Origin of the sequence: Methanosarcina sp. WH1, assembly GCF_000970005.1 — an archaeon.
GTDB lineage: Archaea > Halobacteriota > Methanosarcinia > Methanosarcinales > Methanosarcinaceae > Methanosarcina.
Genome location: NZ_CP009504.1, coordinates 2,704,526 through 2,719,425, shown reverse-complemented (window position 1 = coordinate 2,719,425; position 14,900 = coordinate 2,704,526). Strand labels below are relative to the sequence as shown.

Here is a 14,900-nt window from a genome sequence, read left to right as displayed (position 1 = left end):
CCACGCAATTTCAAATAGTTTTTAACATTTTATATATTCCAGGTCGTTTTTGACCATCATTCTAACCAGTTCTTCAAAATTTACCTTTGGCATCCATCCAAGTTTTTCTCTGGCTTTTGAAGGGTTTCCAATTAATAAGCTTGACTCTAGAGGCCTGTAAAACTGGGGGTCCACCTCGATCAGGATCTCACCTGTTGCAGCATTTCTTCCTTTTTTTTCAAGCCCTTCTCCTTCCCATTCGATCTCAAGCCCAACCTCTCTGAATGCAAATTCAACCATTTCCTGTACCGAACGGGTTTCACCTGTTGCAATTACATAATCATCCGGTTTATCCTGTTGTAACATAAGCCACATAGCTTCAACATAGTCTCCTGCAAAACCCCAGTCTCTTTTTGCATCCAGATTTCCAAGATACAGTTTCTCTTGAAAGCCTTTTTTTATTCTAACTGCAGCCCTGGTGATTTTTCTCGTAACAAAACTTTCGGATCTTATTGGGGACTCATGATTAAAAAGGATCCCATTGCAGACAAACATATCATAAGCTTCACGATAGTTTATGGCAATCCAATAAGCATACAATTTGGACACTGCATAAGGGTTTCGGGGGTGAAAGGGAGTATTTTCATTTTGCGGAATTTCCAGTGAGTTTCCGAATAAATCCCCGGTGGAAGCTTGAAAAAACCTTGTTTTTTTCTCCAGCCCAAGAGTTCGTATGGCTTCAAGGAGGCGCAGGGGGCCAAGTGCATTAATTTCTGCTGTATATTCCGGTCTGTCAAAAGAGGTATGTACATTGCTTTGAGCCGCCAGATTATAGATCTCATCCGGACCAATATCGTTAATTATTCTCAAAAGTTTTGAATAATCGGTCATGTCACAGAAGTGAAAATGAAGATTTGTGTTTTTCTGCTCTTTGTCCTTATCCTCTGTTCTGGTAGAAGATTCTCTTTTTATTCCATGTACTACATACCCCTTATCTAATAAAAGTTTTGAAATGTATGTTCCATCCTGGCCTGTTATACCTGTTATCAGTGCGACCTTTGTCAAGGAATCACCTATTTTGCTCCCAATTCTTATCCTGCAGGAGATAAAATATTTATTATCTTAAAAACGTAGCTCCCTTGCAAAAAGCATATCTTCTTAATCTATATAAACTAATTGATACACCATATTTTGTTAACTTCCTGTTTAATTGTTATTACTTTGTAATATTAGGGGGTGTATCCAGGGTTTTCTTGTTAAGTGTCCTTTATTCTGGTTGTAACTGGTGCCCCGGCAAGGTAAATAAAGTTCACTTAAGGTCATCTGTCTATTAAACTTGATTATATTTCACAGTAAAGAACTGAATTTTTATTCAAATTAAAAATCGGTTCGAAACACATATAAATCCCAATTTAAATTTAACGTGAAATAATTTAAAAAATGAGAAGAAACATGAAAACAGCTATCTTTCACGATTACTTCGGAGCTATTGGCGGTGGAGAGAAAGTTGTCATCACTCTAGCAAAGTTATTGAACGCTGATATTATCACTACAGATCTGGATGCAGTCGATAAACTGAATACAGAAGTAAATGTGATATCTCTTGGACACACAAAGAAAATTCCCCCGCTAAAACAGATTTCTGCAACTGAAAAATTTTATACATGTGATTTCTCAAATGATTATGATTTTTTCATTTTCACAGGGAACTGGAGTCACTATGCAGCCCACAGGCATCATCCTAACATGTGGTACTGCTACACACCTGTAAGGGCTTTTTACGATCTCTACGATACTTTCTTACAGAGGCAGGATTTTATTACTAGACAGGCTTTTCGTACCTGGGTACACGGCCACAGGTGGCTGGATCAAAAATCCGTTAACAATATTGATCAGATTGTCACGATTTCAAAAAATTCTCAGAAAAGAATTGAGAAGTATCATCACAGGACTGCTGACATAATTTATCCCCCTGTCGATGTTTCAAAGTTCAAATGTGAAGAGTATGGGAATTTCTGGCTCTCGGTAAACAGGCTTTATCCTGAAAAAAGAATCGAATTGCAGATAGAAGCTTTTAGAAAAATGCCTGATGAAAAACTTATTATTGTAGGTGGTTATGCAAAAGGTGATCATGCTGAAAAGTATGCAAAAAATATAAGAAATAAACTTCCTCCCAACGTGAAGATACTTGGAGAAGTCTCTGAACAGGAATTAATTGACCTTTACGCCAGGTGCAGGGGTTTCATCTGCACAGCGCTTGACGAAGACTTTGGTCTGACCCCTGTGGAAGCAATGGCAAGCGGGAAGCCCGTTATTGCGGTAAACGAAGGCGGGTTTAAAGAGACTGTCACAGAAAAAACGGGTATTCTCATAAATGCAGATATTCACAGCGCTATAGAGGCTGTCGAATTCATATCTCGTGAACCCGAAAGTTACAGGGATGCCTGTCTTAAGCAGGCAAAACGCTTTGATCTTTCGATTTTTAGTGAAAAGATAAAAAATGTGGTAAATAATGATCGTTAAGCACCTGAGAGAGCTCTATGACTATAGGAATCTTATCTGGCAACTTTCATGGAGCGAATTTAAATTGAGATATAAAAATTCTATACTGGGTTATTTCTGGTCTCTTCTGGAACCCATGCTTATGCTCCTGGTTCTTTATGTGGTTTTTTCGAACTTGATGAGGGTTCAGGTTGAATACTTCCAGTTGTTTTTACTTCTTGGTATCATTCTATGGAATTTTTTTAGCAGAGCAACTACCATCGGAATGTTTTCCATAGTAGGAAAACCAGGTATGGTTAAGAAAATTTACTTTCCAAGGGACATCTTTGTCATTTCCTCATGCATTACAGCTCTGCTCATGAGCATTTTCGAGTCTCTTATATTCATAATGTTCATGGTATTTTTCAGGGTACCAATTTCCATCAACCTGGCTTATGCACCGCTTATTCTGCTGTTCCTATTTATTATCTCACTTGGGCTCTCTCTGGTGCTTTGCGCATTGAATGTATATTACAGAGACGTGCAGTTTATCTGGCAGGTTCTTTTGCAGATTGGATTCTTTGCAACCCCTGTAATCTATACCATTGACGTATTTCCCGAATATCTGCAGAAATTCATCTTATTGAATCCAATTGCCCGGATTCTTAATTCTGCAAGGGATACCATTATTTATTCTTCTCCAGCGAAAATAGAGGATCTTTTATTTATGTGTCTTTCATCAATAGCCTTCCTTCTTGTAGGATACATTATTTTTTCCAGATTAGAACCCGGATTTGCGGAGGAAATCTGATGACTGCAATTGAAGTTGAGCATCTGTACAAAACATTTCGCATACCTCATGAAAAAAGAACCACTCTATTTGAGGCTCTGACCGGGGTCTTCAAGCCTCCAACCTATGAAACTTTCCACGCACTAAAAGATATCAATTTTACAGTTGAAGATGAAGAAGCACTTGGAATCATTGGAGTAAACGGGAGTGGTAAGAGCACTTTATTAAAGATTATAGCTAATATTCTGCACCCTACTGGAGGAAAAGTAAATATTCATAAGAAAATCACTCCATTTCTGGAACTGGGAGTTGGCTTTCAGCCCGATCTTACAGCTGCAGAGAACATAAAAATCTATGCAACCATCATGGGCATGCAAAAAAGAGAAATTAGTGATAAACTGGAAGATATTATTGAGTTCGCAGGACTTGAGAAGTTCAGGGATACCAAGCTCAAAAATTTTTCATCGGGCATGCAGGTAAGGCTTGCCTTTTCAACGGCGATTCAGACCGACCCTGAGATCCTTTTAATGGATGAAGTGCTGGCTGTAGGGGACATGGAATTTCAGCAAAAGTGCCTGGATACCCTGAGTCAGTATCGAAAGGAAGGTGTTACTATCGTTTTTGTTTCACACGATCTTGGGGCAGTAAGGAGGTTTTGTGATAGGACTTTACTTCTAAATAAAGGGGAGCAGGTAGTCTTAGGAGACACAGGAGATGTAATTGACCGTTATGTGTATGGCGGTGGAGAAGAAGCACCCTCTTCGGAAAGTATTAACGAATCGGAAAAAAAATCCCAAAATGAAGCAGAATCTGCCGAAACAGAAGAAACACTTGTGGATAAGACTACTCGTTGGGGAGATCGAATTGTTGAGATTACTGATGTGGAGTTTTACGATAAATTTGGCAATAGAGGTTCCAGATTCAACTCCTTAGATCTTATGACAATCAGAATCTTTTACCATGCACATAAAAAAGTCTCTGATCCGGTATTTGGCATTGCTCTATATTCCGAAAAAGGAGATAACCTCTTTGGAACAAATACTGAATTAAAAAACGTAGAACTTGACACTCTCGAGGGCAAAGGACATGTTGACCTCATGATAGAGAGAATCCCTATGATAACAGGAAGGTTTTTACTTACAGTAGCGGTACATACCCGTGACCAAAAACCTTACGACTGGCATGATAAACAGTATTCTTTTGATGTAATTCCAACCAGTAGAGATGCTGGACTTTTTGAGGTACCTTGCAACTGGAAAATCTGAGTTCGGGATGTGAGATTTTATGGAGATATTTGACATTAATACTGAAATTAATGAAGAAGAAATCAACGTTGAAAAAATAATGGGAAAAATAAGGGAAAACATCCGTAAGCGAAAAGGATCAGAGGTTTTTCCAGGGAAAAATATTGAAGATCTTCAAAATGGCCCTTCACCCGAGGCACCTTTAAGTGAAAGTAATATCCAGAGAGATCTCGAGTATCTAAATTCCAACTGGGACATTCAGAACAACAGTTATTTCATTAGTTCTCATCGGCCGGTTGTGGGGAAATTCCTTGTTAAGGGTAGAGACTTGGTACACGGAGAAATCAGGCGGTATGTGGACCCGATTGTCTGGAAGCAAACAGAGTTTAATGGGAGTACGGTTCGCCTTCTTAATGATACTGCAGGTAAGTTCAACTATTATAACAATAAGATAGAGCTACTTCGATCCGAAATGGATTCCAGGATAGAGCAGCTCAGACCTGAATTAGAAAATAAGGTAGAGCAGCTCAGACCTGAATTAGAAAATAAGGTAGAGAAGCTTAAGTCTAAATTCGAGATTAAGATTGGACAACTTAAGTCAGAAATGGATAAGGATATAAAGGCAGAAGTTAACTCTATAGTTTCTTCAATGAATCTGGACATTGAAAATAAAGCATGGTTGGCTAGTATACTTGATGGCAAACTAGAAGAAGGTTATAAAGATCAACAGATTGGAACTTCCGACTCCAGTGATTTAGATATTAATTATTTTAGATTTGAAGAACAGTTCAGGGGTTCAAGAGAAGATATAAAGCAGCGGCAGTCTAATTTTATAAATTATTTCATTGGATGTTCCAATGTTCTGGATATTGGGTGTGGAAGGGGCGAATTTCTGGAGTTATCAAAAGAGCATGGTATTGGTGCAAAAGGTGTTGATATTGATGATTCCATGGTTGACTATTGCTTTTCAAAGGGATTCAATGTAGTGAAAGACGAAGCGATTTTGTATCTAGAAAAGCTTGATGATAAGAGTCTTGATGGAATTTTTATCGATCAGGTAGTTGAACATCTCGAACCTGATTACTTGATTAAGTTGCTTAAGCTATGCTTTCAGAAACTCAAATATGGATACTATATTTTTGTGGAAACTGTAAATCCGCTTTCTCTGGTATCATTTGCTAATTTTTACATAGATATGACTCATAAAAAGCCTATACATCCTTATACATTGAAATTTTTGCTTGAGGCAACAGGATTCAGAGATCTCGAAACTAAATTCTTCTCACCTGTTCCGGATTATGCTAGATTAAAACGAATATCTTCTCCTGATAATGTATCACCAGCGGTTTCTTCAATTGTGGAAGTACATAATCAAAACGTTGACATGCTGAACAATATTTTATACGGCGCCCAGGATTATGCTGTGATTGGTAAGAAATGAGAGGTTAAAACATGAAAATTGCAGTTGTAACTCCAAAAAGCGTAAGTTGTGAGAGGGGGGGTGCAGAAAATCTTTATGATGGGTTAGTAAGCGCTCTCAATAGGGCAGGACATCAAGCAACAAAAATTGATATCCTGGTTGACGAATCCAGTTTTGAGAAAATATTAGAATCGTATTGCAATTGTTTTTACCTTAATTTAGATGATTATGACCTTGTAATTTCCACAAAGGCTCCTACTTACATGGTGAGGCATAGAAACCATATTTCTTACTTACTTCATCCAATAAGAGTATTTTATGATATGTTCAATGTAGAATACAATTCTAACGACAAAGAAAAACAAAAACAAAAGAAGCTAATCCACGAATTTGATAAGTATGGCTTGAATCCAGCAAGGATAAAGAAACATTGTGTTATTGGGGAAGTAGTTGCTCAGAGAATGAGGGACGCAGATCCTTTTTGGAATGATGTCAACTTTAAAGTAATATATCCTGCACCTATAATCTCAACTTTTTTAGAGCCACAGACAGGAGAATTTATCTTTCTTCCGGGAAGGCTGCACAGATGGAAACGTATTGATCTGATAATTAAAGCTATGAAATATCTGAAGAACGATACACGTTTACTTCTCGCAGGTGTGGGTGAAGATGCTAATGATTTACGAAAGCTTGTACATAAGCTGGGCTTAGAGCAGAAGGTACAATTTTTAGGAAAAGTTTCTAATGAAGAATTATTGGACTTATATTCCAGATCGATTTTAGTTCCGTTCGTTCCAATTCAGGAAGATTACGGATATATCACCATAGAAGCTTTCGGAGCTAAAAAACCTGTTATCACCTGTAAAGATTCAGGAGAGCCAGCAAACATTGTTCAAGACTCTATAAACGGATTTATTGTTGATCCTGACCCAGAAAAGATTGCTGAAAAAATGGATTACTTAATAGAACATCCTGAAGAAACCGTTTTAATGGGAGAAAAAGGATTCCAATCCGTTCAGAATATAAAATGGGAAAATGTTGTAAAAGAACTATTAGACGATTTACAGATTTGTTCAGAAAATAAAGTAACCTCTAAAATTAATGTTCTTATTACCGATACTCAACCTATTGATCCTGCAGTTGGAGGTGGAAGATTACGACTGAAGGGATTATATTCTAATCTGGGAGATAACATAAAACCACTATATATTGGAACCTTTGATTGGAAAGGAGAAAAAAGAAGAGAAGTTGCTATATCCCGCTCGTTCAACGAATTTGATATTCCATTGGATAATGAGCACTTTAAGTTAAATGAATATTTTAATAAATTATTGCCTGACAAAACGATTATTGACTCCATTTTTCCATTCTTAGGGGAAGCCTCCCCCGAGTTTGTTAAAGCTGTCCGAAAAGAAGCAGAAAAAGCTGATGTGGTGATAATCAGCCATCCCTGGTTGTATCCAATTATAAAAACTGAGGTTAATCTCAAAAATAAAGTTTTGATTTATGACAGTCAAAATTGTGAAGCAATTTTGAGAACCCAGTTGTTAGGTTCTTCTTCATTTGCTAAATGCATAGTTAACATGGTTAAATTTGTTGAAAAAGAGTTATGTGAGGAAAGTGACTTAATTCTTGCATGTTCAGAAGTTGACAAACAGCAATTTGAGCAGTTGTATGACCTGGATTCTTCTAAAGTAGAAGTTTTCCCAAACGGTGTAGATGCAAAAGAAATAAAACCTATTGGTGAAGACATAAGAATAAATTATAAAAAGAAATTGAACCTCGCTCCAAAAACAGTTATTTTTGTTGGAAGTGAATACGCTCCAAATGTAGAAGCTGGCAATTTTATAATTAACACACTTGCAGATGAAAGTCCTGATGTCTACTTCCTTATTCTTGGAGGAGTCGGAAATCAGTTGAATTCAAAGAGCAAAAGCAATGTGAAAATCTATGGCAGAGTATCCGAAGAAGAAAAAAACATGCTTCTTTCAGCTTCAGACATAGCTATAAACCCAATGCTTCATGGTTCCGGGACAAATATCAAAATGTTTGATTTCATGGCTGCCGGGCTTCCAACAATATCTTCTCCGGTTGGGGCAAGAGGAATAGTTAACGAAGACTCGTTTATAGTTGCTGAGTTATCCAATTTCTCTGCTGAAATTCATAGAGTTTTATCAAATAAAGATATTTACAATAGACTTTCTTTGAATGGAAGAATTCTGGTTGAACAATATTATGACTGGAATAAAATTTCATCAGCTCTCGGAAAGAAAATTGTTACATTATATCAGGATAATCTTCCCTATTTTTCAGTCATCATCCCAACATTGCGCGGTGAACAACTACATAATCTTATTCAGAGATTAAATCAACAAACATATACAAATTTTGAAGCAGTTATTGTGGATTCAGGAGAAAACCGGGAGGCAAGTCTTCAAAAGTTATGCAATTTTAAACTTAAATATGTCTTCGACAAAAAAGCAGGCGCTGTACAGGCTAGAAATATTGGACTAAAGCATGCGGAAGGAAAAATAATTGCATTTACTGATGATGATTGTGAGCCTGATTCAAACTGGTTGAAAAATGCAAAAGAGCTATTTGAGCGTAAAAATATAATTGGAATTGAAGGCTATATTTTCTCTGATGAGACCAAAAGGAATGATCCAAGCTACCGACTTGTAACGAATGAAGGATTTGAGGGGCTAGGTTTCATGACTGCAAATCTTTTTATCCGCCGTGATATTCTCGAAATAATTGGAGGATTTGATGAGCGTTTTGACAAACCTCACTTCAGGGAAGATACAGACCTGGCATGGAGAGCACAGGATTATGGGTCTATTCCATATAGCAGAGATGTTCGTGTTTATCATCCCCCACATTTTAGAAATAACAAAGGTGAATCTCAAAAAGAAAGAGATAAATTCTTTATAAACGACCCTTTGCTTTTTGCTAAACATCCTGATAAGTATATTAGATTGATGAAAACTGAAGGACATTATAAACACAACGATGATTTTTGGCAGTTTTTTTTAGAAGGGTACAGGAATACTGATGAACAAATTCCTATCAATGTTTTGCTTAAAGACAAAGAGATCCGAAAATTTGTACCTGAAGAACTAAGGAATGCTTGAAAAATAACTTCAAGTTTCCACTTGTGGAATGGCCTTATAATTCCATTTCCCCAAATAATCATCAAAGACAATTTTCATTTTTTCCTTGAAGTTTTCAGTTGCTTTTCTTCCCATAGCATAAACTTTATTTTTGATCCTACCTTCGGCAGGTTAACGTAATTAGAGACAGATATTTTCATATTTTTCTCCCATGAGCCTCAGTATTTTCCAGTGAACCTCCTCCACATTCAATATTTTTGACTCAATTTGCCCTTTTTTCTGATAAATAAGCTCTTTAATTCCCTGAAAATTGAAAAATATCCATCTCATTGTAGGTCTTTTTGTTGGTTTCCCTTTCTGTTGGATTGTATTTCGAAGTATATGGTGGATAGTAAGCCAGTCTGATTTCAATCCCAATTTCATTTGATAGCTTTTGCAGGTCTTCCTTGAAAGTATAATGCCTGCTTGAGTTGCTTCCACCGCTATCTGCCAAGACTAAAATGTTACTTGCCTGGTGGTAATCTTCCTTGCCGAATTTTTCCCACCAGTATTTAATGCAGTCACAACAAAATTCGCTCGTATCCTTATTGATTCCCAGGGTGATGTATACTTCGTTACGTTTCAGGTCGTATATGCCATGGGAATTACAATACCATCTGAAAATGTATTGAAGTCGTGGTTATATACCTTTACTGCCTGAGTAATCAATATCCTTTGCCATCGGTAGAAATTGCCTATGAATTCTTTTTTTTCACATCTATACTGATAATTGGATTATTGCTTTTTGAGTACTCTTCTCTCCGAACTCTTGAATCCTCTCAAATTGCTCGTTTCTGTCTTTAATTCATACCCTTTGATTCAAATGCCTTTGAAATTTCTTTTAGGTTTAGTTCTTTTAGGCTTAGATTTGTCCACTTTGTTTTAGCATTAATAGGGCTTCCAGCTGTATGGTCTTTTAAGACCTCTAAGAGGCTGTCTTAAAATTCAAACCATTTCTACATTTGGATAGTGGTCATTGCTGGCTTTAAATTCAGACTGTAAATTTATTACATCAGGTTTATTCGCTCGATGTATAACAGTTTAATGACAAACTGTTTTTCAGTTCAAATGATAATTACTGTCACCATCGTAGAATCAAATTTAATTTTAAGACACGCTCTAAGAAAATTTCATCGATATTTTCTACCGTGTCGATGATTTTCTTTTTGCCTCCTCCAGGCTTCCGAATCCTGTCCTCTGGTGTTTCGGTACCATTAGTGAGTTCAGTAATTCCAGCCATGACAGTCTGAAAATGGCAGTCCAGCACATTACTTATGTAGTTTTGTCCTCCATGACCTAATTTCATTGCTTCTATAGCTGCATATCTTCTTCTATAAGGATAATTATCCCCGACATAAGTAAATTATTTATGATTGATGGAGTTGAGATCACAAAATAAAAGTCAAGTAGCTCAGCGCAATTCCACATTTTCAAAATATTTTTATATTTGGCGTCATAATTATAACTGTGGTACACACACTGTTTAAATATTTTTGATTTTACAAAAGTGGTCTGGATATTATCAATTGGATCGGGTGTGATATATTGTGTCTCAAAAGATCGAAGCGATCGAAAGCCTGAGAGGAATAGGAGCATTGATGGTCCTCGTCGACCATTTGCTATGTACATTCTATCCCTCTATGTTTTTCGCGGGCCGCAAGCTCCACTTTGGCTACGAGGACGCCATCCGCGACAGCCCTGTGCACCTATTATATAACGGTGTATTTGCGGTTTGCCTATTTTTCTCGTTGAGTGGCTATGTGTTGAGCCACAAATACTTTACCACTAGAGATGCCGAAACGGTGAGGAGAAGTGCATATAAACGGTATTTTCGGCTCATGGTGCCTGTGTTTGCGGCCGTGATGATCTCTTTCCTCGTGGGCTCTTTTGGGTTGTACCATCACATGGAGATAGTGGCCATTACGGGTTCTTTGGGGTGGCTGGATACTTTGTTCCAATTCCCCCACGGTGATATCTTTGGGGCAATATATAGTGGCTTGTTTGGCGTGTTTTTCTCTATGGATAACAGGTATAATGGTGCCCTGTGGACGATGAACACTGAACTGCAGGGTAGCTTCCTCATCTATGGGTTCCTATTGTTCTTCGGAGATCGGTGGGAACGCATATTTGCTTACATCGTGGGGTTCCTATTATTTAAGGATGGATACATGATAAGTTTCTTGGCAGGTATGGCGTTGTGCGACCTTAACACTACATTGAAATATAGGGTGCCCGAGCCTATTTGCATCAGCATTACAATCGTGGGATTATGGATAGCTGCAGTTCCTTATGATGTGAACGGTTTGCTTTCCCTAATCGGATTAAATATCGGTGCACAATACCTGAATTTAATTTTAGGGTCGATACTGGTGTTGGGAGGTGTCGCCTTTAGCCCATTTTTAAACAAATTATTATCCAACAGTTTTATGGTGTGGATGGGCAAGTTGTCTTTTAGTGTCTACGTAGTCCACATGATAATAATCGGTAGCTATAGTTGTATAACATTTAGTCTGCTTAACCAGATGGTCTCATATAATGTTGCGGCCATGGCCACTATTACGTCGTCGATTATTTTGGTATACTTGTTTGCCACTTATTTTTATCGTTGGTTTGACCTCGGTGGTCAACACCTCTCTAAAGTGTTATACGAAACCTCTTATAATCAGGTATCTCTGGTGGTAAAGAAGACCTATACGGCTATATTGGCGTGGATATAATAATATTTGTGTCTCTTCTTTAAGATATTTTGATATTTTGGATTGCAAAGCTAAGTTCTCTTGTGTCCTGTCTATCACTAATTTGTGAAGGAGAAAAACATTCTTCCTGAGTAGAAAATCTTATGATATTTTCTCCTTTTTCTAAAGTTAATGGTATTCTTATCTCTGTGAAATCTGTTGGTACAATGTCTTCAAAACAATCACTTTCAACACATATTTCGATGGTTTTTGGGTTATGGTAGCTGAGTATTCGGAAATTAAGGGTTTTATTTACTTTTTCATTTGAGTATACCATTAACGTAGCATTGTTCGATATCCACCTGGTAGGGATACTATCCCATTCCTCTAGACTATGCCAGTTATCCCTTAAAATCATGAATGATTTTACAGGCTCTTTTTTGACATGATATACAATTAGAGAATCTTTTTCGTATGTTTTTCGTTCTGTATTGAGCATTTCCTGTATCAATGTTTTAGCTAAATCAACCTGTCCTTCATTCATATAATTTGTATGTAAAATAACATATGATATGTTATAGTAGTTCAGAATGGACGTTCCAACTTGCTTTATATCCTGGTTAAGGATATCAACAGTAAAAGGTTGTAAACGAGTTAATTCTCTTACCACGGGTGTATTAAATTCAAAATTTCTTGCATCGGATGGAAATCTGGCAGCCCAGTTACCCACGACAGGTTTCCCATGTATTGTTTGATAATAAATGATTCTCACACCTGCTCCATAGTTTAGAGTTGCAGGTATTTCGAGCAGTGCGTAGTTGTCTTTATCCTGTGAGATCTCTTCGTAAAATGATGGTTTGTTGACAGTTGATACCGGAAAAGGAATTGCTAAATATTCAAAAATTATCAAACTACTTATTACAACTGCAGCCATTTTTTTATTATCTTTGCTATATTTTAGTAATTCTGAAGCTCCATACCCCGTCAAAGCTGCAAATGAGAGGGAAGCAATTACAAAAAATCTTCCAGTCGTTCTACAGTTGTCCAGAAATGGGATCAAATAATATAGAGCTAAATGTGGAAGAGGGACAGTAGTATGAAAAACTGTAAATGATGTGTTGCCGTTTACGTGAAGAAGTGGGCCAAGACTGATTAACGAAAAAAACAATGCAGATATCGACCAAAATTTTACATACTTGTTTTCTTTCAGTCTACGGATCGCAAACAAAGAAAGTAAAATGACAGTATATCCAATAAAAGTTGTATTCTCACTGAAATTTCCTGAGAAATTCCCATAAATATCCTTCGTATGACCCCCAAATACTGGATGTAAAACAGATGGAAGAAAAAAACTCAATAAATCAGTTGAATATGTAATAGCTTCAGAAGAGTCCAATTTTAAAAAGTTTTCAGTAGATATTGCTGTCAGAATGTTTTCCATTGTAAGGGGTATTAAACCTATGAATGAAATTACTCCAAACAAGGAGTACTTATAAAAAATACTTTTTAATTTTTCTTTATAATCTTGTTTTTCTTTTCTTAAAACAATGTCGATTTCATATAAAAATAATAACATGACAAAAATTCCCATGAACACCATGTATTGAAGATCACTCATGGCTACAAGAATAAAGAATATTCCTGCAAAAAGACTATTTCGAATTCCCCCCTCTCGAAACATTTTCATTAAGTATAAGGCACAAAAGGGTATCCACTCTATACTGGTTGCCCCTAAATGACCAAGAGAATGTACAAAATGGTATGGTGAAAATGCAAACACAAGTCCAGCTATAAAAGATGCAACTTTGTCATTTAATAAATAATCACCGAGTAAATAGGTGCCATATGCTCCAAAAATAAATGATAATAACCATAATACAGTATATGCTTGATGGACGGCCATCACACTGGATAACAAGTATGTAAGAACCTGGTTAAATGCCGATTGAAAAGGGGACGCTGGTATTCCATAGGGATAAAATATTAAGTAGTCATGTGTTAATTTTGTGAAGTCCGGGTTGAATATAGCTACTGGCGTATACCAGAGTATTCTTATCCAGTGAAACGCATCTCCTCCTCCCGGAATATACGTGCGTATTTTAAAAACTACAGGATAAGTGAGTATAAAGGTTAGTAAGGTGTATAATAGTAATACTCCGGCATGTTCTTTTAAATTTATTTCCTGAAAATGCGATATCTGGCTATCAATTAAATGTTTTTTTAGCCATTTCTGTGTATCAGGTGTCATTGTATCTCTCAGGGTTGAAATCTCAAAACTGTTTTTATGATAAATTTGTTATTTTTTCCACATCTTCAAAGTAAATTTTTAGTTTTTTTCTGTCATTTTTATTTCCTGCATAATACCATGGTCCATGGAAATGGTTTCTTTACTTCGACCACATTAAAGTATGTCCCTATCAGTTTCACGAATTCTCCTGAACTCCAGTTCTGAACATGTTCTATATCATTCCCGAAACGTGTCAGATTTTTACCTCTTAAGAAGTTCATTGTGCGGAAATAAGGCTCCTTGGGTACGCTGAATATGCAGTAATTTTTAGATATCCTTTTGATTTCCTGAAGAGCCTTCTTCGGGCTTTCGAGGTGTTCTAGGACTTCCGTTGCAATTACAAGGTCAAAACTGTTTTTTTTGAAGGCCAGGTCATATACGCTTCCTGTACAAAAATTACATCCAGGATTTTTCCTTTTTGCGATATCCAATGCATTCTTTGAGATATCTACGCCTGTGATATCTGTCCTGTTGAGACAGTTGACAATGAACCCTTCCCCACAACCTATATCGATGATGTTGTTTATATTTTCTAGTGGAGTTATAGTCTCACTCAAATCTTTCATAAATTTCGATGTGACTATTCCCATAAGCGGATTTTTGGAAGTATACTTTTTATAGTTTCCACTCTCAGAATTTTGATTCATCTAGCCCCCACATACAAATAAGTTTTGAACTTCTGATAATGATCTCTAATTTTCGATCAGCTAATCTTTAGTTACTATCCGTGAACCGGAATCTCATAACAGAAATACCCATATCAATCCTTTAATCTTCACATCAATTTAGCCAGATCTTATTCGTTCAGGTCTTTCTTATTTCAGCACCTATGTGCTAAATATTTTACGTCATGGCGGTTTTTAAACCCTCCCGTT

10 protein-coding genes and 1 pseudogene are annotated in these 14,900 nt (G+C 36.8%); 6 read left to right on the top strand and 5 right to left on the bottom strand.

Annotation, left to right across the window (positions count from 1 at the left end; translation table 11 throughout):
• Positions 1-21: 21 nt before the first annotated feature.
• Positions 22-1,044 carry a GDP-mannose 4,6-dehydratase gene (gene gmd / locus MSWH1_RS11910; protein ID WP_048128799.1) on the bottom strand — a complete coding sequence of 341 codons (1,023 nt, stop codon included), beginning with the start codon at positions 1,042-1,044 and terminating at the stop codon, positions 22-24.
• 387 nt (positions 1,045-1,431) lie between these two features.
• Here gmd and MSWH1_RS11905 point away from each other — a divergent pair, with 387 nt between their 5' ends.
• The 5 genes from MSWH1_RS11905 to MSWH1_RS17590 are packed head-to-tail and all read left to right on the top strand — an operon-like array spanning position 1,432 to position 9,045.
• Complete coding sequence (locus tag MSWH1_RS11905) at positions 1,432-2,502, top strand: glycosyltransferase (RefSeq protein WP_048128796.1); 1,071 nt, start codon at positions 1,432-1,434, stop codon at positions 2,500-2,502.
• Positions 2,492-3,271, top strand: coding sequence for an ABC transporter permease (locus tag MSWH1_RS11900; protein ID WP_048128793.1), 780 nt, complete (start codon positions 2,492-2,494; stop codon positions 3,269-3,271). The genes MSWH1_RS11905 and MSWH1_RS11900 overlap by 11 nt, the downstream gene beginning before the upstream one ends.
• On the top strand, positions 3,271-4,515 hold the full coding sequence (locus tag MSWH1_RS11895; protein ID WP_048128791.1) for an ABC transporter ATP-binding protein: 1,245 nt from the start codon (positions 3,271-3,273) through the stop codon (positions 4,513-4,515). The genes MSWH1_RS11900 and MSWH1_RS11895 overlap by 1 nt, the downstream gene beginning before the upstream one ends.
• A 19-nt stretch (positions 4,516-4,534) precedes the next feature.
• Positions 4,535-5,935 (top strand): bifunctional 2-polyprenyl-6-hydroxyphenol methylase/3-demethylubiquinol 3-O-methyltransferase UbiG, encoded by a 1,401-nt coding sequence (locus tag MSWH1_RS17595; RefSeq protein ID WP_052722751.1) that lies wholly within the window; start codon positions 4,535-4,537, stop codon positions 5,933-5,935.
• Positions 5,936-5,946: 11 nt separating this feature from the next.
• The gene (locus MSWH1_RS17590; protein WP_052722752.1) at positions 5,947-9,045 is read left to right on the top strand and encodes a glycosyltransferase; all 3,099 of its coding nucleotides are present in this window, start codon (positions 5,947-5,949) and stop codon (positions 9,043-9,045) included.
• A 159-nt stretch (positions 9,046-9,204) separates the two neighbouring features.
• Here the strand turns inward: MSWH1_RS17590 and MSWH1_RS11875 are convergent.
• Both MSWH1_RS11875 and MSWH1_RS20890 read right to left on the bottom strand, forming a co-directional pair.
• A pseudogene (locus MSWH1_RS11875) lies at positions 9,205-9,384 on the bottom strand (IS1634 family transposase); the annotation flags it as partial.
• Positions 9,320-9,616 (bottom strand): hypothetical protein, encoded by a 297-nt coding sequence (locus tag MSWH1_RS20890; protein WP_369798603.1) that lies wholly within the window; start codon positions 9,614-9,616, stop codon positions 9,320-9,322. The pseudogene MSWH1_RS11875 and the gene MSWH1_RS20890, both read right to left, overlap by 65 nt.
• A 994-nt stretch (positions 9,617-10,610) precedes the next feature.
• On the opposite strand from MSWH1_RS20890, the gene MSWH1_RS11860 reads away from it, so the two are divergent.
• Positions 10,611-11,780 carry an acyltransferase gene (locus tag MSWH1_RS11860; RefSeq protein WP_156148167.1) on the top strand — a complete coding sequence of 390 codons (1,170 nt, stop codon included), beginning with the start codon at positions 10,611-10,613 and terminating at the stop codon, positions 11,778-11,780.
• Positions 11,781-11,799: 19 nt separating this feature from the next.
• Here MSWH1_RS11860 and MSWH1_RS11855 read toward each other — a convergent pair whose 3' ends face one another.
• Both MSWH1_RS11855 and MSWH1_RS11850 read right to left on the bottom strand, forming a co-directional pair.
• On the bottom strand, positions 11,800-13,986 hold the full coding sequence (locus tag MSWH1_RS11855; RefSeq protein ID WP_048128785.1) for a hypothetical protein: 2,187 nt from the start codon (positions 13,984-13,986) through the stop codon (positions 11,800-11,802).
• Positions 13,987-14,084: 98 nt separating this feature from the next.
• On the bottom strand, positions 14,085-14,672 hold the full coding sequence (locus MSWH1_RS11850; RefSeq protein WP_048128782.1) for a methyltransferase domain-containing protein: 588 nt from the start codon (positions 14,670-14,672) through the stop codon (positions 14,085-14,087).
• Positions 14,673-14,900: the final 228 nt, after the last annotated feature.

Excerpts from the sequence above, each read along its gene's own strand:
- MSWH1_RS11905 (WP_048128796.1), top strand. The coding sequence starts at position 1,432 with ATGAAAACAGCTATCTTTCACGATTACTTCGGAGCTATTGGCGGTGGA.
- MSWH1_RS11900 (WP_048128793.1), top strand. The coding sequence starts at position 2,492 with ATGATCGTTAAGCACCTGAGAGAGCTCTATGACTATAGGAATCTTATC.
- MSWH1_RS11895 (WP_048128791.1), top strand. The coding sequence starts at position 3,271 with ATGACTGCAATTGAAGTTGAGCATCTGTACAAAACATTTCGCATACCT.
- MSWH1_RS17595 (WP_052722751.1), top strand. The coding sequence starts at position 4,535 with ATGGAGATATTTGACATTAATACTGAAATTAATGAAGAAGAAATCAAC.
- MSWH1_RS17590 (WP_052722752.1), top strand. The coding sequence starts at position 5,947 with ATGAAAATTGCAGTTGTAACTCCAAAAAGCGTAAGTTGTGAGAGGGGG.
- MSWH1_RS11855 (WP_048128785.1), bottom strand. The coding sequence starts at position 13,986 with ATGACACCTGATACACAGAAATGGCTAAAAAAACATTTAATTGATAGC.
- MSWH1_RS11850 (WP_048128782.1), bottom strand. The coding sequence starts at position 14,672 with ATGAATCAAAATTCTGAGAGTGGAAACTATAAAAAGTATACTTCCAAA.